The following is a 20,618-nucleotide window of genomic DNA, read 5'->3' as shown; positions in this document are numbered from 1 at the left end:
GCTACCTCAACGCCTTTTCCCTGTGGGGAAACTTTTTATAAATCAGGAGAAAGGTTCCAGTGAAATTCGCCAAAGGCATGACTCTTCTTGCGCTCGCGCTGAGTGCACACACCGCGTTCGCCGCCGATGAAAACGTCCCAACTGACAGCTCAATCCACGTGCAGGCCGATCCTGCGCTGAAAAGCCTGCTGCCTGCGGATGTGGTGAAACGTGGCTACATTGTTGCCGGAACCAACCCCAACACGCCGCCAACCACCTTCTATAAAGAAGACAACAAAACGCTGGCCGGCCGTGAAATCGATATCATGAATGCCGTGGGCGAGCGTCTGGGAATCCAGGTTCAGTGGCGGGACACCGGCGGTTTCGACAACATCATTCCAGGCCTGAAAACCGGTCGTTACGATGTGGCGCTCTCCAACATCAACGCCACGCCAGCGCGTGCCAAAATCATCGACTTCGTGGGTTACTACGATGCCAGCCGCCTCGGCATTATCTCGCGCAAAGATGCCAACATCGCGCCATTCAAAGAACTGGCCGATGTCTGTGGTAAAGAAGTGGGCGCCGGTTCCGGTACCACCCAGGTTACGCGTCTTGAAGACGCCAGCAAAGCCTGTGAAGCGGCGGGTAAAAAGCCAATCAAAGTCTCCGTCTTCCCGGATCGTCCAGCTGGCGTGCAGGCGGTGGTAAGCGGTCGCGTGCCAATGTTCCTTGGCCCGTATGAAGGTTTGCTGTGGCAGGTGAAAGTGATTAAACCGCTGACCATGAGCGGCGAAATCACCGTACACGATGCGCCAGTCTCCGTCGCTTTCCCGAAAGATTCCGCGCTGGAGCCCGCCGTACAGGCCGCGCTTAACTCGCTGATCAAAGATGGCAGCTACACCAAGATCCTCGACAACTGGGGCATCGGCTTTGGTGCTGTTAAACAAGCCAAACGCAATCAGGAAATCTTTCAATGAGTGACATTCACGACCACACCGGCGACTTGAAAATCGTCGGCAAACGTTACTACGGACGCTGGCTGAGTGCGCTGGTCGTGTTGTTGTGCGTGGTGGCGATGGCGAACTCGATGATTAACAATCCACGCTTCGAATGGAGCGTGATCGCGGAGAACTTTACCGGCGAATCGATCCTGCAAGGCGTATTAATGACGCTGCAGCTCACTGCGATCTCTGTGGTGCTGGGTTTTGCCTTCGGTACGGTGCTGGCGCTGATGCGCCTCTCCTCCAATCCGGTGCTGGTGGGCGTGAGCTGGTTCTACACCTGGTTCTTCCGTGGTGTACCGATGTTGGTGCAATTGTTCCTGTGGTACAACATCGCGGCGCTTTATCCCACCATCGCTCTGTCGATTCCGGGCCTCGGCGAAGTCTGGAGCACGCAATCGAACGCGCTGGTGAGCCCATTTAGTGCGGCAGTGATTGCGCTGGTGATGCACCAATCTGCCTATGCCGCCGAAATTGTGCGTGCGGGTATCCAAAGCGTCGGCAACGGCCAGCTGGAAGCCGCGCGTGCGCTCGGCTATCGCCCTTCGCAGATTTTCCGTCACACCGTGCTGCCGCAGGCGATGCGCGCCATCATGCCGCCCGCCGGCAACGAAATCATTGGTCAGCTGAAAACCACGGCGGTGGTCTCAGTGATCTCGCTGCAGGACGTGCTGTTCTCGGCGCAGATTATTTACCAGCGCACCTATGAAGTGATTCCGCTGCTGCTGGTGGCTACCTTGTGGTATCTGCTGATGACTTCGGTGCTGTCGGTGGGTCAGTTCTATGTGGAACGCTATTTTGGCCGTGGCGTTTCGCGCCGGGAAAAACGCAGCCTGTTGAAATCGCTGCCGGGCTTCTCAGCGCCAAAAGCAGAAAGGAGCGTCAGCAATGGGTGAAGCGATCGCCTTACGTAAAGTCACTAAGCGCTTCTCTGGCGTCACCATTCTGGATGAAGTGAATCTGGATATTCCCGCCGGTTCAGTCACGGTAATACTTGGGCCGTCGGGTTCGGGGAAATCCACGCTGCTGCGCTGCATAAACCACCTGGAAAAACTGGATGGCGGCACCATTCGCATCGGCGGCGAGATCATCGGCTACAAGCAGAAAGGCCAGGCGCTGCACGAGTTAAGCAGCGGTAAAGTTGCGCGTCAGCGTGCCGAAATCGGCATGGTGTTCCAGCAATTCAACCTGTTCCCTCACCGTACCGTGTTGCAAAACATCGTCGATGCGCCGATGCGCGTCAAGAAGCAGAGTCGTCAGCAGGCGACCAGCAAAGCGCTGTCGCTGCTGAAGCAAGTGGGTTTGTCTGGCCGCGAAGATGAGTGGCCGCAGAATCTCTCCGGAGGACAGCAGCAACGTGTGGCGATTGCCCGCGCGCTGGCGATGGATCCCGGCGTAATGCTGTTTGATGAACCCACTTCAGCGCTCGATCCCGAACTGGTTGGCGAAGTGCTGCAGGTGATCAAACAGCTGGCGCACTCCGGCATCACCATGGTGGTGGTGACGCATGAGATTGGTTTTGCGCGCGAGGTTGCTGACAACATTGTGTTTATGGAAAGCGGCAAAATCGTGGCGGCGGGGCCAACCCAGCAAGTGCTCGACGACCCAGAAAACGGGCGCGTAAGAAACTTTATTGCAACGGTGCTTTAGGCACCGTTTTTCTTTTTTGATGCCAGGAACAGTGATGACGCAAAAACCGGTAATGCACAGCGCCCATTGGGGCGCTTTTCATGCCCAGCAACAGGGCGATCGGCTCACCATCGAACCGTTCAAGGGCGATCCCGATCCCAGCCCGCTGCTGCAAAATTTCCACACTGCGTTAAACCATCCGGCGCGCGTATCCCGTCCGATGGTGCGCCGTGGCTGGCTGGAGAACGGCCCGGGCGCGGACGATCGTCGTGGCAACGATGAGTACGTCGCGGTGAGCTGGGATGAAGCTTACGCGCTGGTCACGCGCGAACTGCAACGCGTCGGCGATAAGTACGGCCCGGAAGGCATCTTCGGCGGCTCTTACGGCTGGTCAAGCGCGGGGCGCTTCCACCACGCGCAAAGTCAGGTGCATCGCTTCCTCAACACCACGCTCGGCGGCTACGTGCGTTCAGTCAACAGCTACAGTTCCGGCTCCGCGTCGGTGTTGCTGCCGCATATCGTCGGCGACATGAATGAAATTGCCCGTCGCGGCGTCAGTTGGGAAGAGATCGCCCAGCACAGCGACATCGTGTTGGCATTTGGCGGTTTAGCATTGAAAAACTCGCAGGTCGCCAGCGGCGGTTTGAGCGAACACACCGAGCGCGGCTTTATGCGGCAGGCGGCTGAGCGCGGCACTCGCTTTATCTCGGTCAGCCCGCTGCAAAGCGATCTCCCTGAAGAAGCGCAGGGCGAATGGCTGGCGCTGCGTCCGGGCACTGACGCGGCCTTCATCCTCGGCGTGTTATCGGTATTGATCGCTGAACAGCTGACCGATGAGGCTTTCCTCGCGCGCTACACCGTGGGCTGGCCAGAAATGGCGGCGTACATTCGCGGCGAAGAGGATGGCACGCCGCGCGATGCGGCGTGGGCAGCAGAAATTTGCGGCGTGAGTGCTGCGTTCATCAGCGATTTTGCTCGCCAGCTGCACGGCAAACGCGTGCTGGTGACGGTGGCGCATGCCTTGCAGCGCGCAGAAAACGGCGAACAGCCGGTATGGCTGGGATTGGTGCTGGCGGCCGCACTTGGTCAGCCGGGCTTGCCGGGCGGCGGCTACACCTATGCGCTGGGTGCGCTGGGCCATTACGGTAAGCATCACAATCTGGTGAGTTTTCCGGCGCTACCGCAGGGTAAAAACGGTATCGATCGTCTGATTCCGGTGGCGCGTATCTCCGATATGCTGCTCAATCCCGGCAAGCCGTTTGATTACAATGGCCGCCGTTTAACCTATCCGCACATCCGTCTGGCATATTGGGCCGGCGGCAATCCGTTCCATCATCATCAGGATCTCGCGCGCTTGCGTCAGGCTTTTTGTCAGCTGGATACGCTGATCGTGCATGAGATCGCCTGGACCGCCAGCGCGCGCCATGCCGATATCGTTTTGCCCGCCACCATGACGCTGGAGCGCGAAGACATTGGCGGCGCACCCACCGATCGCCACTTGTTTGCCATGCAACCGGTGGCGCAACCGTTCGGTGAAGCCAAAGATGATTACGCGATTTTCACCGAGCTGGCGCGCCGTTTAGGCCGCGAAGAGGCCTTCACCGAAGGGCGCGATACGCGCGGCTGGTTGCAGCATCATTACGCCCAGCTGCAGCAAAAGCTGGCGGCGCATCAGGTTGAGATCCCCGACTTCGAGAAGTTCTGGCAACAAGGCGTGCTGGAGTTGCCGCAGCTGAAAGACGGCGGCCGTATGATCAACGCGTTCCGCGCCGACCCGGAAGCGTCGCCGCTGCCGACGCCGAGCGGGAAAATTGAAATTTTCTCTGCCACCATCGCCAGCTTTAACTACGAAAACTGTCCGGGACATCCGGTGTGGCGTGAACCGCAGCAAAAACCGAATCCCGATCATCCGTTTTGGTTGATCGCCAATCAGCCGGCGACGCGTTTGCACAGCCAGCTCGATTTTGGTGATTACAGCCTGAGCGGCAAATGCCATGGCCGCGAAGTGTGCAGTTTGCATCCGGCGGATGCGGCGGGGTCAGGCATTAATGATGGCGATATTATCGAGCTCTACAACGCGCGCGGCCACGTGCTCGCCAGTGCGCGTCTCACCGAAACCATCATGCGCGGCGTGGTGCAATTGCCCACCGGTGCCTGGTACGATCCGGTCGATCCCACCGCGCTGCGTCCGCTGTGCCGTCACGGTAATCCCAATGTGTTGACGCTGGATATCGGCACGTCTTCATTGGCACAAGGTTGCAGCGGGCAAATCACCGTGGTGCAGGTGCGGAAATATCGCGGCGAAGTGACGCCGGTTCAGGCGTTTATTCCGCCTGCCTAAAAGCAGATGCATCTCAATAAATCAAAGTGTGACTTTGTCTCACCGAGTGATAGACTCAGTGTGACAAAGTTACACTTTGGAGGATGTATGGCTTTAACCAAACTGCGTCAGCAAGGCGGAGCCGTTGTGCTAACGATTCCCAGTGACATCGCGACCAAAGCGGGTTGGCATGTGGGGATTGAGCTAGATGTCACTGCAACTGACGAGTCAATCAACATCAAACCTGTTAACCGGCTCGCACGCGGCAGGAAAACGATGGACCAACTGTTAGCTGGCATTGATCAGGAAGAGATTCGCCAGTTTAATGAAGCCGTCAGCGACGATTTGCAGGATAAACCGCAGGGCAAGGAGGCTATCTGATGATATCGCGCAGAGTTCCGCAGTTAGGTGAAATCTGGCACGTCAACGGTGATCCCGTTGAAGGCAGGGAGTTTAAAGGGCCGCATTATTATCTGGTGATTTCACGGCGGGAACTCGTCGCTGCTTTAGGGACAGCGGTTTGCATTCCGGTAACCAGCGGTGGCGGCGCATCACGCTCGAGTGCTGTTGCGGTGTATCTGGATGGCAGCAGCACGGATACCGGCAGCGTAACTGGCGTGGCGTTGTGCTACCAACTTCGTTCTCTTGACCTGACCGCGCGAAAGGCAAGTTTCGCCGCGAAAGTTGAATCGCACGTCATGGATGAAATCCTGTCGATGGTAGTGGATTTGATTGATCCGCGTTAAAAAGCTGAATGCGCACCCTACGAAAATTACGATGACAATCGTAGGGCAGCCACTCATGAATGCCGACCCGTTCACCCTAACTGACTAGCTTTTCATCTCAAGCAGTCGTTTTCCGGTTATGGGTCAAATCTTTCACCGTTTCCGCTGCACGTTTACCGGCAAGGAACGCGTGGTCCGAGTTGTAATATTCCCACTCGCTGTAGCGCCCGGAAAGATGGATGCCTTGCGTCGCCAGCCAGCTACGAATCAGCGTGACGTTGGCGGTGCGTTGATGGTCATAAACCACATAGGCGTAAGGCATATCCACTTCGCTGGCGGTAACGATCTCATCATCGGCATTGATGATGCCGACCCGAATACAATCCGCAATGCAGCGTTCAATCAACGCATCGCCTTCACAGGGCAGCGGCTGATCGTCGCGATAGGTCATTTCGCAGGTCAGGCCAAAACCGCCTTCTGGATTGCAGTGCGGGCTGGCGTTGCCCTGTAAAAAGATGCGGTGGAACAGTGTGTTGCCGGGATAGTAAATCCAGTGTTTGTCGCTGATATTGGCGCGGCCAATGCCCAGATTGACGCAGCGCACCGAGATATGACGCAGCTGCTTCGCCGCTTTCTGCACCGCTTCCGGTGCAAAGTGGCCCATCAATCGCACCAGTTCAGGCAGCGGCAAGGTGCTGATCATCTGGTCATAATGGAACTGTCGACCATCACTTAACAGCACGCGCCGTTGCAGCGGCTGGATCTCGCTGACGCCCGCTTCCATCTCCAGCGTACACTTCAGATGTGGCAGAAATCCTTCCATCAGCGCCTGAAAACCGCCGCGCAGCGGATAGCCAAAGCGCGCATTGGGGCCGACCGGTTTATCCAGCGGCGCCAGCGCGCCGAAGATGATCTGCTCCAAATCCGGCAGCGGCACGCGTCCGCCGAGCCATGAGGTTTCCATATTCACCAGCGGGGTTTTCCACAGTTTCTGGTTATACGGCAGGGCGAAATGGCGGGCGATGCCTTTGCCCCAGGTACGGAAAATAAAGCTTTCGAAATCTTCGCTCTCCGGCTGACAGACCAGGCTTTCACCATCCGGGATGGCGCCATCGGCGCAGCAATCACGCCGCGCCTCGGTGGCCACCGCCTGTAAAGCGGGAGGCGACGCATAGCGCGCTTCAATCGCGCCTAACACACACTCGCCAATCACTTCGGCAGGCAAACCATGCAGCGCCGACTGGAACGGATAGCGGGTGTAAACATCATGGCTGTAAACCCAGGCTTCACGCGTTTGCCAGTGCTGATTGTCGCCCAGCAGGATATCGTACAGGCGCAACACGTAAGGATCGTTGGAGAACATAATGTGGCCGGCGTGATCGAAGGTGAATCCCTGATCCTCGACCGAACGGCACCAGCCGCCCACAGTGGCATTTTTCTCCAGCACCACTGCGCCCGCACCGTAGTGATACCCGGCGCTCAACCCCGTTGGCCCGGCACCCAAAATCAAGCACTCAACGGTATTGTGCGCCAGCGCGGGCGGAGGAGCGGCGGCTACTTCGGGATGGGAAATCTGGCGTTGGGTCAGCGCCACGATATGCGCCTGCATCTGCTCGACGGTGCGATCCCACGAGGTTTCCGCAACGCGTGCCGCCATGTTTTTCGCTAGCTGATAGCGGGTTTCCACCGGCATGCTGAGCGCCGCTTCACAGGCCCGAATAAAGCTCTGATGTGAGTCGGCGATGCTCACCACGTCGGCATAGTGTCGCGCCACATCGGCAATCGCGGTGCTGACAATCGGCAGCTGCGCTGCCATGTACTCCAGCACTTTGGTAGGACTGATAAAGCGCGTCGAAGCATTCAGCGCGAACGGCATCAGGCATAGATCCCAGCCGGCGAGAAAGTGCGGCAAGGCGGCGTAGGGTTGCTGGCCAAACCAATGCAGATTGCTGCGCTGGGGCAGGCTGGCGGCATCAATTTTCACCACCGGACCGACCATCACGATCTGCCAGTCGGGATGCGCATCGGCCAGCGCGGCAATCAGCGTCAAATCGAGGCGCTCATCGATCACGCCGTAGTAGCCGAGGCGCAGTTTTGGCAGGTTTTCCTGCAGCGGATGGCTGTTAGTGCGGTCCAGCGCCTGTTCAAAATGTCCCGCATCGACGCTGCTTGGGCAGCAGAAAACCTGCGGATGGCGATGTTTCTTCGCTTCATACAGGCTGGTGCCGCCGGTGAACACCAAATCGGCGCGGCTCAACAGCGCCGATTCACGCTGCTGAAGCTGACGCGGCGCCTGGTTGAAGGCGGAGAGCTCATCCATGCAGTCATAGATAATCGCGCTCGGTGTAAAGCAGGCCAGCAGCGGCAGCGCCATCGGCGTGTAAAACCACACCAGCGGCGTTTCATCGTCAGCAAGCAGTTCAGCCAGCAGCGGTTGCAGCACGGCGATTTGGCTATCGTGGAAGCCGGGCGCGGCCACATCGGTATGCGGTTCGATCACCGTCACGTTTGGTGCGGGCTGATATTGGCGTAACGTGGCTTCACCGGGCTGATAAATCGGCTCTTCAATAAACACAATGCGGTGGAACTGGGCGAGGCGCGACAATAGATGCTGTGGACGTTGAAAGACAAATCCCCAACGTAAATGACTGAATACCACTAATACGGATTGTTTCATGACGCTTTCCTCTGGCCTGCTGGCCGCGGTGATAAGACCCTGAAAACGGGCTAATAATCGTTGTGATTGCTGTAATGACGTGGCATAAACCGGGTTCAGCAGACGCTTTTTGTGGGGATCGACATCCCACAATCCGCTGCGTGGCCAGTGTTCGAGATCTTCCCAAAGTGGGCGATCGATAATCGGATAAAGACAGATGCCGCGGATATCACAGCCGTTCAGCTGTGCCTGCGCGACATCGGCGGTTACTTGTGAAATCCAGGCGGCGCGTCCGCTGCCGACGTGGCTGGTTTCCGCCAGCAAAATGGGGCGCTGGTAACGCTCAGTTAACTGGGCCAGCAGCGGATGCAGCGGCACGCGGCGCGCATCGCCCAGATGCCACTCCAGCAGGCAACCCGACCCGGTGAGCCACTGATTGCTGTGGTAATAATTGGCGCCAACCACATCGAGATAGTGCGGTTTGCCGCCGAGTTCCGGCTCGCGCAAACCGGCGATCATGTCCCACGCCTGATATTGCGAAGCGTTGATCTCGCGGGTGTGCTGCCGACACGCATCGCTCTCTTCATCCGGCACCACGTGAATAATCGGGTCGCAGTGCAGGAAACGCGCACGCGGATCTGCAAGGCGAATGGCGGCGCAACCCGCCAGCGTGGCGCGAATCAATTGACGTTTAATCTCATCGGGATCGTTATGGGCATTATTACCAAACAGGCCGACAGAAATTCCCCACGCCATAAACGAGATTTCATTCATCGGCGAATAAAGGGGTGCGTCTTCATAATATTCCGCGAGAAAGCGCGCCATGCGCTGACAAAAAGCGGCGAAGCGCGGCACAAATTCGCTGGAAAATAAGGTTAAGTCATCCGGCCAGCCGTAATGGCAAAAGGTCCAGTTAATTTGCACGCCAAAGGAGCGCGCCGAATTCATGCGTTTTTTTAAACTTTCGAGCGTGGTTTGCGGTTCCATTTCCGCCAGTCGCCAGCCAATACTTTCGCGGGCGGAGGTAATGCCAAACTGCTGCAGCGCGGCGTAATCGTTATGGTATTGCGATAAATGGTCGGTCAACGCATTCATTGAAAGCCGTTCGCCGAAGGGATTGATATGATCCGCTCCCTCATAACCGGCTTGCCAAAAGCTGGAAAATGGCGACATGGTGTTCCCCCGGAATAACATTCAGGAAATAGCAATAAATAAAAGAAGTTAATCGTGTTATAGGGGCGCCATTTAAGGAAGCCAGGGAAATCGACTGTTGAACCTAATTCAAATTATAACCACGCTTTGGCTTAGCGCAAATGGCTGAGCTGAAAAGAAAATAAGCCCAGCGTGAATTTTTCTTATTTAAGTGAAGCGGCATGAAGAAATAAAAATATTATTGTTGCGCGATTTCTTACGCTTAACTCACATAATGAAAAGAAGGGCGATGTTTAATTTATTTCATTACTACACTTTAATTAACCCAATTCGGGTTTACGGAGGTACGTATGTCAGAACGTCCAGATGATGATGTAATTCCACTGCCAGGTGATGATGAAACATTACCTGACGAAGATGATGATTTACCCCGCGATACTGAATTCCCTGAAGATCAGCAACCTAAAATCTGAAAATCGGTCGAGCCGCCGCTGGCGGCTCACTATTTAGAGTGCACTCTGCTGTAATTCCCCCATAATACCTCTCCAGGATTCATTTATTTTTTTAACACTTAAGGGAGAGATACGATGGTCAACGACTATTTCACACAGCCACCGATTGGCGTCACGGTTGAGCAGCATAAACGCACCGTTGCGGTTGCGGCGGCATTAGCGGTGGCAAAAGAGTCAGTTAGCGCCTCAACCTCTGCCAGCGGATCAAAGGCATCGTGGGATTTGCAGGCGGTTGCCAATGAGATCGCAAATCTGGCCGATGCCATTCAGGATGCGCTGGAGCCGGTCGAAACGCTTTAAGCGAGCAACTGGGTTAACTGCGCCAGATGCGCGCTGTTAGCCAACTCGCTGCTGTTCAGCAGTTGTTGCTGACGTAGCGAGGATTCCTGCTGCAGTGCCGCGCGCAGCTTGCCTGCGACATCCACCGCATCGGCCAGCGATTGCTGACGTGTGCGGTGATGCTGCATCTGCAAGCCGTCGCGTAGCGTAATCGTCACCAGATGAAAACGCAGCGCCGGGTTAATCGCATCCGGTGGCGCACCTTCATCTGGCATACGACGCACCTTTGCTGCCAGCGGCATCACCTCTTGATTCAACTCGCCTTCGGCAAAATCCTGCAAACGCAAATCGCCATACATCAGCATCGCGGCGATCACATATTCCAGACTGAAACGCGCTTCGATGCCGTTGGTTGGCACGCGCACCGATGCCGCAATATCACCGCCCGGCGGAAACGCCACGCTAATCTCGATAATGTTTTCCAGCAAACTTTCCAGTGATTTACCGCTCGCCAGCCATTGATTGCGCAAGATGCGCGTGGCTTCGGCGGCGCTGTGCGTACCGGCGCAGGTGGGGAAGGGTTTGAATTCCAGCCCAGGCGCGACGATGCGCCACGGCTGCGCCCAATGCTCAATCAGTTTTTCCGGCTGCGCCTGGCCATTGCTGGTGGCGGAGATGAAAGCGTCAATCACGCCGTCCTGCTTGCCATCAAAGCCTGCCAGCGTCAGCTGTGCGGCGCTCACCGCGCGTTCAGCTGCAAACCCGGCATGCAGCGGCTTTACCGCCGAACCAAACTGCGCGCGTAAGCCGCTGGCCTGCGTGGTGGCGATGCCGAGCAGCGTTGCGGTGGCAGCCACATCTAACGCCAGCAAACGCGCCAGCGCGGCGGCAGCGGCAACTGTGCCAAGCGTCGCGGTATTGTGATGACCTAAAGCGTAATGCTGCTGGCTGACGGCGAGGCCTAAACGTCCGGCAACCTCCACGCCGACCGCATAGGCATCAAGAAACTGATCCAGCTCAGAGGGCTGCAACTGCTGCCAGGCAAAGAGCGCAGGCAGAATCACAACGCTGGGATGCCCGCGAAAATCCGCATGGAAATCATCGTAATCCAGCGCGTGGCTGGCATATCCGAGCAGCAGCGCGTTGGCTCGCGCGCTGCCGTCGCCATATACGCTGCGCAGCGCCGGTAATCCGCTGTCTGGCACCTGACCTTGCAGCACCGGCCAGCTGACGGCGAGGAAATCACGCACCCCTTCGCGCGCCGCATCACGTGCGGCGGCGTCCGGTTGGCTGTGAACAATGCGCTCAGCCAGCGCGGCAGTCAGGCTCATCAGCTCACGCTCTTCAGCGCTGCGACCGCCAGATTGGCGAGATAGCGCGACGTCGGCAGCAGCACATCATCATTGATGCGAAACGCCGGATGGTGCAGCGCATAAGGCTCGCCGGTGCCAATCATCATAAACGCGCCCGGCAGCTGTTGCTGATAGAACGCGAAGTCTTCGCCGATTGGGCTGGCTTCCACCACGCGCGCCTCAAAGCCGCTGGCGCTGGCCTGCTGCAAGGCAAAATCCGCCCAATGCGCATCATTTACCACCGATGGCGGACCCGCGTGCCAGTTGAATTTCACCTCGGCGGCGAAAGCGGCGCCGATACCTTGCACGATTTCACGGAAGCGCTGCTCCAGACGTTCGCGCGTTTCCTGCGAGAAGGAGCGCACCGTGCCTTCCAGCCAGGCGCTATCAGGAATCACGTTCCAGGTGCTGCCGCTGTGAATCTGGGTAATCGAGACCACCGCGTTATCGCCGGATGGCGCATTGCGGCTAATCAACGTTTGTGCGGCCGAGACAATTTGCGCGGCAATCACAATCGGATCGTTACCCTGATGCGGTTTGGCGGCGTGGCTACCCATGCCGGTGATGCTGATATCAAAGCGATCGACTGCTGCGGTGAGCGGACCGGCTTTGCTGCCAATCACGCCTGGCGGCAGAGACGGATCGTTGTGAATGCCGAAGATTGCCACCGCATCATCCAGCGCGCCGGTCGCGACCACGTCGGGCGCGCCCTGGCCGGTCTCTTCAGCGGCCTGGAACAGAATACGCACGCGACCTGGCAGCGTATCTTCCTGCTGTTTGAGCAGAATCGCTGCCCCCAGCGCCGCCGAACTGTGAAAGTCGTGGCCGCAGGCGTGCATCACGCCGGGACGTTCAGATCGGAAGCTCACATCTGACTGCTCTTCAATCGGCAGCGCGTCAATATCGGAGCGTAACACCATCAATGGGCCTTTTTCCGCCCCGATTTCCGCCACTAAACCGGTTTTGAGCGGGAGATCCAGCACGCGAATCTGGTGTTGCTCTAATTGCTGACGAATTCGTGCGGTGGTTTCAAACTCTTGATTGGAGAGCTCGGGAAAACGGTGCAGTTCATGGCGGAAAGCGATCAGCTGTTCGCCTAAGGTGTCGAGAGATTGGCTCATGCTTTTACTCCTTGTTGTGCCGCCTGGCGTGTTAACCACGCATCGTGGGCGCTTTCATCCAGTACTTTCTTCATATATTGCGTGATATGCCCTTTGCCGAGATCGGTGGTGTGCATCAGCTGGAAACCGCGCTTTTTGTACATCTCGATCAGCCACGGATGGCTAGTGGCGGTGCCGAGCGACACCGCAGGCGCGCGTAACTGGCCCAGCAAGATCTCCTGCTCGAGACGATCCTGCACCTGACGACCAAATTGCTGGCCGGGATAATCGGGATGCGCGCCAAACCAGCCGATATGCGGCAGGCCAAACGGGCCGGGCAGCGGTCCCCACGGATAGCGTACGGTAACGGATGAGACCATCACATCATCGGCATACAGGGCATAAACACCGTGGCTCTGCAGATGACGCAGTGTCTTGGCAAGGTCGGCGGTGGCGGCATCAAATTTAATGCCGAGCGCCAGCGTGGGTGCATACGCGGCATGCATCAGCGCCTGATAGGTTTCCACCTCGTCTTCTCTGACCTGACGAAATTCAAGTGACATAGACATCCCCGGGAAAAAACCGCCATCAGGCGGAGAATCAAAAAACAGGCACCTTCCATAGCGGCGCGATTCATCGCGCAATAAATTGCGCCGCTACGCAAGGTGCTCGTCTGTTATAAGGGTTCAGATTACCAGCAAAGCCATTCCCCGCTATATGTGAAAAATAACTAAGTTAATGCGAATTTGTGAAAATGAAATCGCCCCTTTTGCATTGCTTAAATCGTTATTTACCGTAGTATGCAGAAAATACATAGCGCTATAACTATTCTGTATTAACCCTCTGAATTATCTTAATTTAATCCGTTATAGCCTTATTCTTAATCAGGGTGACGCCGTGTTAGCGATCAAATCTCCGCGTGCATATGCACATGAATCCGGTTTGCGTGCGCGCGCCGGTGAATTTATCAAACCTTACGCTTCCCATATTCGCGTCTTTACTTCCCCCCGCGCCTGGCAGGCCGTTAATCCGGAATTAACCCAGAGCCTTGAAGACAATAATATTCGCTGGGAAATAGAGTATCTGACCGGTGAATGCACCGATGCCGCGATTGAAACCCTGAAGCACAATGTCGAGCAGCAGGGCGCTGAACTGCTGTTTGCGATTGGCGGCGGGCGCGTGCTGGATGCGGCAAAAGCGGTGGGTAGCCAGCTGCCCAATCTCAAGGTGATCAACTTCGCGACGGTTGCCGCGACTTGCGCTGCCTGGTCGCCGGTGGCGATTGTTTACAACGAGCAGGGCGGCCATGTGCGCAGCCAGCCGCTGGGCAAAATGCCGGATTTGGTACTGGTCGATAGCGAGATTATCGCGCGCAGCGACGTGCGTTACCTGAAGGCCGGCATCGTTGATGCGCTGGCAAAATATTACGAGTTCTATCCGTATCAGCGTAACAATCCTAACGATCTGGCGCTGGATCTTAAAGTGATGACCGCCAAACGCGCGCTGGATCTCTATCGCGAGCTGGGCCCGGCGGCGGTAGCCGCTAACCAGCAACAGCAGGTCACGCCGGAGCTGGTGAAAATCATCGATGCCAATATCGTGTTGGCCGGATTAGCCAACAGCGTGCGTGATGTGCTGCCGACGCCAGGTTTTGCTCACGCCATTCACAATCGTCTGACGCATCAGCCGGAACTGCATGCATGGCTGCACGGCGAGAAAGTGGGTTACAGCCTGCTGGTGCAATCGTTGATTGAGCATGACGGCGTGCCGGATGCCGATCTGCTGACGCTGCTGCGTGCGTACGACATGCCGCTGACCTTAGCGCCGTTAACCGGTGACCGCGCGGCGACGATTCGCACCATCGCAGAACAGATTAAATTCCCGGCGGCCAGCGCCGAACGTCTGCCATTCCGCATCTCTGCCGATGCGCTGGAACAGGCGCTGCTGGCGACCGAGAACACGTTTTAAATCGCACCACTTTTTATTGACCAGGACAAATTAATGGCTAACTCAAAACAACAACGCCGCATCCGTTTAGGCCTTTTCGTGCAGCCGGTAGGACAACACGTCAGCGGCTGGCGACTAACGGAAAAACTCGGCGATCCAACTGACATCGACTGGCTGATCACCATCGCCAAAAAAGCCGAAGCCGGTAAATTCGATCTGTTCTTCGTAGGCGATGCGCTGGCCACCAGCATGTATCGTCTGCCCTCGACCATGGCGCGCCTTGAGCCGCTAACCATGTTGTCGGCGCTGGCGGTGAATACCAAACGCATCGGTCTGGCGGCAACGGCGTCCACCACCTTTAGCGATCCGTTCACCATGGCGCGCAGCTTCTCTTCGCTGGATCACATCAGCCGTGGTCGCGCGGCATGGAACGTGGTGACCTCGTTCTCTACCGATGTAGCGCGTAACTTTAGCCGCAACGATATGCCAAACCATGCCGAGCGTTATGCGCGTGCGCGCGAATTCCTCGAAGTGGCCGACAAGCTGTGGGCCGGTTGGGAAGAGGGCGCGGTGCAGCCGAACAAAGAGACCGGTGCGTACTTTGTTGATGAAAAAATCCAGCCGATTAACCATGAAGGCGAGCACTTCCAGGTGCAGGGTCCGCTGAATATCACCCGTTCGCCGCAGGGGCGTCCGGTGATCATCGAAGCCGGTTCCTCCGCCGATGGTCAGAAACTGGCGGCGGAAACCGCGGAAGTGATCTTCACGGCGGCTGCCAGCCTCGAAGAAGCGCAAACCTTCTACCGTTCGCAGAAAGATCAGGTCATTGCCGCTGGTCGTAATCCGGATCATGTGGTGATTATGCCGGGCGTGATGCCGATTGTGGGCCGCACGCGTGAAGAGGCCAAAGCACTGTGGAAAGAGCTCAACACGCTGGTGGACATCGAAAACGGTCTGCGTCAGCTGTCGCTGCGTTTCAGCATGGATCTCAGCCAGTTCCCGCTGGATGGTCCGGTGCCAGAAGTGCCGCTGGGCGAGGGCAACCAGAGCCGCGTTAAACTGATGACCGATATGGCGAAACGCGAAAATCTGACGCTGCGCGAGCTGGCGGCGGTGGCTGCTGGTTCACGCGGACATCGCGTGATTGTCGGTACCGCCGAAGATATCGCTGACGATTTCGAGCTGTGGATGAACGAGGGCGGCGCGGATGGTTTCAATATCATGCCGGCGATCATGTCCGAGCAGCTGGATCTGTTTGTTGAGCTGGTGATCCCTGAACTGCGCCGTCGCGGCCTGTTCCGTGACGATTACGAGTTCGCCACGCTGCGTGAAAACCTCGGTTTGCCGGTGGTCTAACCCATTCAGGAGCTCAACATGGTCACCTTATCAAAGCGTGTGCAGTCCGTGTCGCTCTCTGCTAATGCGGCGGCGCGTCAACTGACGCGCCAGCTGAAAGAGCAGGGCGTGGATATTCTCGATCTCACTACTGGTGAGCCAGATTTTGACACGCCCGCGCATATTCGCCAGGCGGCGGTGGCGGCAATGGAAGTCGGTGAAACGCGCTATACGCCGACCAACGGCACCACGCCGCTGCGCAAAGCGGTGCTGGCTAAGCTGAAAAATGAAAATCAGCTTGATTATGAGCTGGCGCAAATATGCATCGCCAACGGTGCCAAACAGATTATCTTCAACGCCTTTGCCGCCACGCTGAATGGAGGCGATGAGGTGATTGTGCCTGTGCCTTATTGGCCGACGTTCCCGGATAGCGTGCGTTTTAACGGCGGTGAGGCGGTGCTGCTGGCGTGTCCGCTGGAGCAGGAATACAAGTTGCAGCCGCAACAGCTGGCGCAGGCGATCACCGCCAAAACCCGCTGGCTGGTGCTGAACAATCCCGGCAATCCTTCTGGTATGGTGTACAGCGCAGATGAGCTGACCGCGCTGGCGACGGTGCTGCGCGATCATCCTGATGTGCTGATCATGCTGGATGAACTCTACGAACATATTCTGTTTGATGGCCGTGAACATATTAGCCTGCTGCACGTTGCGCCGGATTTAGCCGACCGTATTCTGCTGGTGGGCGGCGTGTCGAAAACCTACGCCATGACCGGCTGGCGCATCGGTTTCGGTGCCGGGCCTAAAGCGTTGGTCGACGCGATGGTGGTGGTGCAGTCGCAAAACAGCTCCGGTGCCAGCGCGATCAGCCAGGCTGCGGCGGTGGCGGCGTATAACGGTGGACTCGACTTCCTGCCGCCGCAACGCACGGCTTATCAGGATCGCCGCGATGCGATTATGGCGCTGTTAAAGCCGGTGCAGGAAATTGACGTGCTTAATCCTGATGGCGCGTTCTTTATTTTCTGTCGCTGTGCCGGTTTATTAGGTAAAACGCGTCCAGATGGTCAGCAGATCGAAAGCGAGCAGGATGTGATGAATTATCTGCTGGAAAGCGGTGTCTCTGGCGTGGCGGGCAGCGCGTACGGATTATCACCTTATTTCCGTTTGTCGATTGCCACCGACATTGAAACGGTGCGTGAAGCGGGCCGCAGAATTGCGCAGGCCTGTGCGGTTCTGAAATAAGCTTATTAGTAAAAGACGTCAGATATTTCCGGGGGATTATCTGACTTAACGGCAAGTATGATGCGCAATCCGGTATCGCTTGCCAGGATTATGTTTACGACTTTTTAAAAGCGTATATCAAACAGATTAACGCGCAGAATTAATAACGAAAAAACGCAGCACTTACGCTGCGTTTTTACTGTTCATGCGCTGTACAGCAAGTCACCGATTAAATCAGGAAATCATCCATTGAACCGCCCGCTTCCAGTGCGGCTTTAATCGGTGATGGCGTACGGCCCTGGCCGGTCCACAATTTCTCGTTCCCCTGTTCGTCGATGAATTTATACTTCGCGGGGCGCGGAGCACGTTTCGACTTGGGTTTGCTTTCCTGGGTAGTTAATTGCGCCAGGTCACTAATATCAATGCCATCTTTCAACAACATCTCTTTATACAGCGCCAGCTTTTCTTCTTTTTCGCGCTGAGCTGCAGTTTCTGCTTCCGCTTCTTCACGGCGCTCTGCGACGACCACGGCGAATTTTTCCAGCATCTCTTCTAATGCTGCGACGTCAATATTACGCGCCTCGGCACGCAGCGTACGAAGATTGTTCAATGCTTTAAGTGCATCGCTCATGTATTAATCCTTATTACTTATTTGACTGGTGTAAAGGGAAGCATTCTACGAGATTTTTTGCCAAATTAAAATAATCAAACGTGGGCAGAATTGTCTGTAAAATATCCGGGTGATCAGAGATTCCTTTATATTCCGTGACGCTTTATCGAGCTATTTGGCTTATTCACGTGATGCGGGAGAGTAAGGAGAATAATAGTGGGTGATTTAATATGCGTGTGTATGCGGTGCGTGTGAAGGTCGCCATAAATGGTTACCGTACACATAAGAATCTGTTCAATTTCACATAGTTGCCGAAAGCCCCGCCATGAACCTTTCTGAAAATAACGTAAGTCAACTATTACTCGTTGAAGAATAAGGCTTTTCACCAAGTGTAAAAGTGTCAGTAAACTGGTAACAATTTCTTGCATTGGAAATCTTAATGCGTATATTTCTCATTTGCTTTCTTAACGGCTTCCTTACTGTCGTTCCTCTTTCCGACGTCAGCAGCGGTGCCGCAAAAAAATAACGATAAGTTGATTGAGGAATCGTATGTCTTTCAGTGATTTGCGCGTCAGGAAACCCGGCAGTGCGCCTCAGCGTGCGTTACGTCTCTCTTTACTGGCTGTGATGGTTGCGTCAGGTATCGCGCAGGCAGCAGAGACCACCACCATCGAACAGACGCTGAACGTGGATGCCAGCGCCAACGCCGATCAGCAACAGCAGGCGGCACAGGATTACAGCGTACCGGTGACGCGTGCCGGTACCAAAATGGCGCTCACAGCGCGCGATATTCCGCAATCGGTTTCAATCGTCAGCAAGCAGCGTATGCAAGACCAACAGTTGCAATCGCTGAACGATGTGCTGAAGAACACCACCGGTATCCACGGCGTCTCTTCCGATATGGACCGCACCAACTACTATTCGCGCGGTTTCCTGATCGACAACTATATGGTCGACGGTATTCCAACTGCCTTCGCCTCACGCTGGAACCTTGGCGACGCGCAGAGCGACATGGCGCTGTATGAGCGCGTCGAAGTGGTGCGCGGTGCCACCGGCTTGCTGACTGGCCCAGGTAATCCTTCCGCCTCCATCAACATGGTGCGTAAGCACGCCGATAGCAAAGAGTTCACCGGTGATGTTTCCGCCAGCTACGGCAGCTGGAACAAGCAGCGTTACGTTGCCGATCTCTCTGCACCGCTGTCGCCTGAAGGGAACGTGCGTGGTCGGCTAGTTGCGGGCTATGAAGACAAAAACAGCTTTATCGAACGCTACGGCGCAGACAAAAAGTTCGTTTATGGCGTGGTTGACGCTGATCTGACCGACTCCACCAAATTGTCGGTTGGTTACGAATTTACCCAGGTAAACACCGATTCGCCAATGTGGAGCGGTTCCCCGCGCTGGTATACCGACGGTTCTCAGATCAAAGCGCGTCGTGGTTACAACACCGCGCCAGACTGGGCTTACAACAACAAAGAAAACAAAAAGGTCTTTATTAACCTGCAGCAAAACTTCGATAACGGCTGGAACATCACGCTTAACGGCACGCATAACGAAATGTTCCTCGACAGCAAACAGCTGTATATCGATGGCTTCTTTGATAAAACCACCGGCGCGGGCTCTTCCTCTTACGCCGGCTATCCGGTTATCGGCGGCACCGGCTATAACACCGGCAAACGTAAAGTGGATGCGGTGGATGCCTTCGCCAGCGGCCCATACGAATTGTTGGGACGTCAGCATGAGCTGATGATTGGCGTTAACTACAGTCGTCAGGACAACAAGTACTACAGCTCGTGGGAGAACATCTCATCAGCAGAGCTGGGTAACTTCAATAACTACAACGGCGATTTCCCGGAATCCAACTGGGATCCGCGCGAACCGGCTTCAGATACACAGCTGGTACGTCAGAAATCTGCTTATCTGGCAACCCGCATCTCGCTGGCCGATCCGCTGCATGTGATTCTCGGCGCGCGCTACACTAACTGGAATCGTCAGACTCTGAGCGAAGAGATGGAGAAGAACAACATCACGCCGTACGGTGGTGTGATTTGGGACTTCTACGACAACTGGTCGGCGTATGCCAGCTACACCTCGGTATTCCAGCCGCAGGATTATCAGGATGCCTCAGGTGCATTCCTGGCGCCGGTGATTGGTAAAAACTACGAAGCGGGCGTGAAATCAGACTGGTTTAACAGCCGTCTGACTACCTCGATCTCCGTATTCCGCACTGAACTGGATAACGTTGGCGAAGCGACCGGACAAACCAACCCGGAAACGGGCAATGCCATTTATGTGGGTAAAAGTGGCGTAGTGAGCCGTGGCGTGGAGTTTGAAGTCAACGGTGCGGTAACCGATAACTGGCAGATGACCTTCGGCGGTACCAGTTTTGTGGCGGAAGATCGCGAAGGCGAGAATTACAATTCTAAGCTGCCACGCACCTCATTCAACCTCTTCACCAGCTATCGCTTGCCTATGCTGGATCAGTTGACCCTGGGTGGTGGCGTGACCTGGCAGTCGAAAACCTACGGCGACATTGGCGGTCCAGATGGCGAAGGCACCTGGCGCGCACGTCAGGGCAGCTACTCGGTGGTGGATTTGTTCGCACGCTACGACGTCACCAAAAACGTCTCACTGCAGGCGAACATTAACAACCTGTTCGACAAAGAGTACGACACCAACGTCAGCAACGGCGGCATCGTGTACGGCGATCCACGTAATTTCTCTGTCTCGGCGACGTATCGTTTTTAATCAAAATTAAGGGTGCGTGTCATGCGCACCCAATAATAACCCCGTCAAATCACCTTAA

Annotated in this window: 17 protein-coding genes; 12 read left to right on the top strand and 5 right to left on the bottom strand. The window is 56.0% G+C overall.

All coding sequences use genetic code 11. The features are described from left to right. The first annotated feature begins 59 nt into the window (after nucleotides 1–59). The 6 genes from ACVLVH_RS02655 (at nucleotide 60) to ACVLVH_RS02630 (ending at nucleotide 5,675) form a co-directional block, all read left to right on the top strand. Nucleotides 60–956 (top strand): ABC transporter substrate-binding protein, encoded by an 897-nt coding sequence (locus ACVLVH_RS02655; protein ID WP_277975281.1) that lies wholly within the window; start codon nucleotides 60–62, stop codon nucleotides 954–956. Continuing rightward, entirely contained in the window at nucleotides 953–1,876 is a 924-nt protein-coding gene (locus tag ACVLVH_RS02650) for an amino acid ABC transporter permease (protein WP_101761346.1), read from the top strand. Before ACVLVH_RS02655 ends, ACVLVH_RS02650 begins: the two co-directional genes overlap by 4 nt. Then, nucleotides 1,869–2,630 (top strand): amino acid ABC transporter ATP-binding protein, encoded by a 762-nt coding sequence (locus ACVLVH_RS02645; protein WP_498948644.1) that lies wholly within the window; start codon nucleotides 1,869–1,871, stop codon nucleotides 2,628–2,630. Before ACVLVH_RS02650 ends, ACVLVH_RS02645 begins: the two co-directional genes overlap by 8 nt. 34 nt (nucleotides 2,631–2,664) lie before the next feature. Beyond that, nucleotides 2,665–4,950: a molybdopterin-dependent oxidoreductase gene (locus ACVLVH_RS02640; RefSeq protein WP_498948642.1), complete on the top strand. Its 2,286-nt coding sequence runs from the start codon at nucleotides 2,665–2,667 to the stop codon at nucleotides 4,948–4,950. Between the two features lie 87 nt (nucleotides 4,951–5,037). Beyond that, the gene (locus ACVLVH_RS02635; RefSeq protein WP_110867195.1) at nucleotides 5,038–5,310 is read left to right on the top strand and encodes an AbrB/MazE/SpoVT family DNA-binding domain-containing protein; all 273 of its coding nucleotides are present in this window, start codon (nucleotides 5,038–5,040) and stop codon (nucleotides 5,308–5,310) included. Then, nucleotides 5,310–5,675 (top strand): type II toxin-antitoxin system PemK/MazF family toxin, encoded by a 366-nt coding sequence (locus ACVLVH_RS02630; protein ID WP_217548016.1) that lies wholly within the window; start codon nucleotides 5,310–5,312, stop codon nucleotides 5,673–5,675. Before ACVLVH_RS02635 ends, ACVLVH_RS02630 begins: the two co-directional genes overlap by 1 nt. Nucleotides 5,676–5,772: 97 nt before the next feature. On the opposite strand, the gene ACVLVH_RS02625 is transcribed toward ACVLVH_RS02630, so the two are convergent. Continuing rightward, complete coding sequence (locus ACVLVH_RS02625; protein ID WP_498948640.1) at nucleotides 5,773–9,483, bottom strand: FAD-dependent oxidoreductase; 3,711 nt, start codon at nucleotides 9,481–9,483, stop codon at nucleotides 5,773–5,775. A 329-nt stretch (nucleotides 9,484–9,812) separates the two neighbouring features. On the opposite strand from ACVLVH_RS02625, the gene ACVLVH_RS02620 reads away from it, so the two are divergent. After that, nucleotides 9,813–9,935, top strand: a complete 123-nt coding sequence (locus ACVLVH_RS02620; protein WP_255421536.1) for a hypothetical protein — start codon at nucleotides 9,813–9,815, stop codon at nucleotides 9,933–9,935. Between the two features lie 114 nt (nucleotides 9,936–10,049). Then, entirely contained in the window at nucleotides 10,050–10,274 is a 225-nt protein-coding gene (locus tag ACVLVH_RS02615; RefSeq protein ID WP_007890034.1) for a hypothetical protein, read from the top strand. Here ACVLVH_RS02615 and ACVLVH_RS02610 read toward each other — a convergent pair. The 3 genes from ACVLVH_RS02610 to ACVLVH_RS02600 are packed head-to-tail and all read right to left on the bottom strand — an operon-like array spanning nucleotide 10,271 to nucleotide 13,268. Then, on the bottom strand, nucleotides 10,271–11,584 hold the full coding sequence (locus tag ACVLVH_RS02610; protein ID WP_498948639.1) for an MmgE/PrpD family protein: 1,314 nt from the start codon (nucleotides 11,582–11,584) through the stop codon (nucleotides 10,271–10,273). The two genes, ACVLVH_RS02615 and ACVLVH_RS02610, sit on opposite strands and share 4 nt — an antisense overlap. Next, on the bottom strand, nucleotides 11,584–12,726 hold the full coding sequence (locus ACVLVH_RS02605) for an amidohydrolase (RefSeq protein WP_498948637.1): 1,143 nt from the start codon (nucleotides 12,724–12,726) through the stop codon (nucleotides 11,584–11,586). Before ACVLVH_RS02605 ends, ACVLVH_RS02610 begins: the two co-directional genes overlap by 1 nt. Then, nucleotides 12,723–13,268 (bottom strand): GNAT family N-acetyltransferase, encoded by a 546-nt coding sequence (locus ACVLVH_RS02600; protein WP_101761773.1) that lies wholly within the window; start codon nucleotides 13,266–13,268, stop codon nucleotides 12,723–12,725. The genes ACVLVH_RS02605 and ACVLVH_RS02600 overlap by 4 nt, the downstream gene beginning before the upstream one ends. Nucleotides 13,269–13,602: 334 nt before the next feature. Between ACVLVH_RS02600 and ACVLVH_RS02595 the strand changes: the two genes are divergently transcribed. The 3 genes from ACVLVH_RS02595 to ACVLVH_RS02585 are packed head-to-tail and all read left to right on the top strand — an operon-like array spanning nucleotide 13,603 to nucleotide 17,226. After that, entirely contained in the window at nucleotides 13,603–14,673 is a 1,071-nt protein-coding gene (locus ACVLVH_RS02595; protein WP_498948635.1) for an iron-containing alcohol dehydrogenase family protein, read from the top strand. 33 nt (nucleotides 14,674–14,706) lie between these two features. Further along, nucleotides 14,707–16,008, top strand: a complete 1,302-nt coding sequence (locus tag ACVLVH_RS02590) for an LLM class flavin-dependent oxidoreductase (protein ID WP_101761353.1) — start codon at nucleotides 14,707–14,709, stop codon at nucleotides 16,006–16,008. An 18-nt stretch (nucleotides 16,009–16,026) separates the two neighbouring features. Beyond that, a complete protein-coding gene (locus ACVLVH_RS02585) occupies nucleotides 16,027–17,226 on the top strand; it encodes an aminotransferase class I/II-fold pyridoxal phosphate-dependent enzyme (protein ID WP_192412830.1) in 1,200 nt (399 codons plus the stop codon). A 208-nt stretch (nucleotides 17,227–17,434) separates the two neighbouring features. On the opposite strand, the gene ACVLVH_RS02580 is transcribed toward ACVLVH_RS02585, so the two are convergent. Then, nucleotides 17,435–17,836, bottom strand: coding sequence for an H-NS family histone-like protein (locus tag ACVLVH_RS02580; RefSeq protein ID WP_101761355.1), 402 nt, complete (start codon nucleotides 17,834–17,836; stop codon nucleotides 17,435–17,437). A gap of 528 nt (nucleotides 17,837–18,364) precedes the next feature. On the opposite strand from ACVLVH_RS02580, the gene fhuE reads away from it, so the two are divergent. Continuing rightward, nucleotides 18,365–20,560, top strand: coding sequence for a ferric-rhodotorulic acid/ferric-coprogen receptor FhuE (fhuE, locus tag ACVLVH_RS02575; protein WP_498948632.1), 2,196 nt, complete (start codon nucleotides 18,365–18,367; stop codon nucleotides 20,558–20,560). Nucleotides 20,561–20,618 lie beyond the last annotated feature (58 nt).

The organism is Kluyvera sp. 1366, assembly GCF_054823405.1.
The sequence above is the reverse complement of the archived record's forward strand: the minus strand, read 5'-3'. Positions and strand labels throughout refer to the sequence as shown.

What these genes read in the sequence shown, in the direction of transcription:
- ACVLVH_RS02585 (WP_192412830.1), top strand. Translation starts at nt 16,027, where the DNA reads ATGGTCACCTTATCAAAGCGTGTGCAGTCCGTGTCGCTCTCTGCTAAT.
- fhuE (WP_498948632.1), top strand. Translation starts at nt 18,365, where the DNA reads ATGTCTTTCAGTGATTTGCGCGTCAGGAAACCCGGCAGTGCGCCTCAG.
- ACVLVH_RS02650 (WP_101761346.1), top strand. Translation starts at nt 953, where the DNA reads ATGAGTGACATTCACGACCACACCGGCGACTTGAAAATCGTCGGCAAA.
- ACVLVH_RS02640 (WP_498948642.1), top strand. Translation starts at nt 2,665, where the DNA reads ATGACGCAAAAACCGGTAATGCACAGCGCCCATTGGGGCGCTTTTCAT.
- ACVLVH_RS02630 (WP_217548016.1), top strand. Translation starts at nt 5,310, where the DNA reads ATGATATCGCGCAGAGTTCCGCAGTTAGGTGAAATCTGGCACGTCAAC.
- ACVLVH_RS02625 (WP_498948640.1), bottom strand. Translation starts at nt 9,483, where the DNA reads ATGTCGCCATTTTCCAGCTTTTGGCAAGCCGGTTATGAGGGAGCGGAT.
- ACVLVH_RS02620 (WP_255421536.1), top strand. Translation starts at nt 9,813, where the DNA reads ATGTCAGAACGTCCAGATGATGATGTAATTCCACTGCCAGGTGATGAT.
- ACVLVH_RS02615 (WP_007890034.1), top strand. Translation starts at nt 10,050, where the DNA reads ATGGTCAACGACTATTTCACACAGCCACCGATTGGCGTCACGGTTGAG.
- ACVLVH_RS02635 (WP_110867195.1), top strand. Translation starts at nt 5,038, where the DNA reads ATGGCTTTAACCAAACTGCGTCAGCAAGGCGGAGCCGTTGTGCTAACG.
- ACVLVH_RS02580 (WP_101761355.1), bottom strand. Translation starts at nt 17,836, where the DNA reads ATGAGCGATGCACTTAAAGCATTGAACAATCTTCGTACGCTGCGTGCC.
- ACVLVH_RS02605 (WP_498948637.1), bottom strand. Translation starts at nt 12,726, where the DNA reads ATGAGCCAATCTCTCGACACCTTAGGCGAACAGCTGATCGCTTTCCGC.
- ACVLVH_RS02610 (WP_498948639.1), bottom strand. Translation starts at nt 11,584, where the DNA reads ATGAGCCTGACTGCCGCGCTGGCTGAGCGCATTGTTCACAGCCAACCG.
- ACVLVH_RS02590 (WP_101761353.1), top strand. Translation starts at nt 14,707, where the DNA reads ATGGCTAACTCAAAACAACAACGCCGCATCCGTTTAGGCCTTTTCGTG.
- ACVLVH_RS02600 (WP_101761773.1), bottom strand. Translation starts at nt 13,268, where the DNA reads ATGTCACTTGAATTTCGTCAGGTCAGAGAAGACGAGGTGGAAACCTAT.
- ACVLVH_RS02645 (WP_498948644.1), top strand. Translation starts at nt 1,869, where the DNA reads ATGGGTGAAGCGATCGCCTTACGTAAAGTCACTAAGCGCTTCTCTGGC.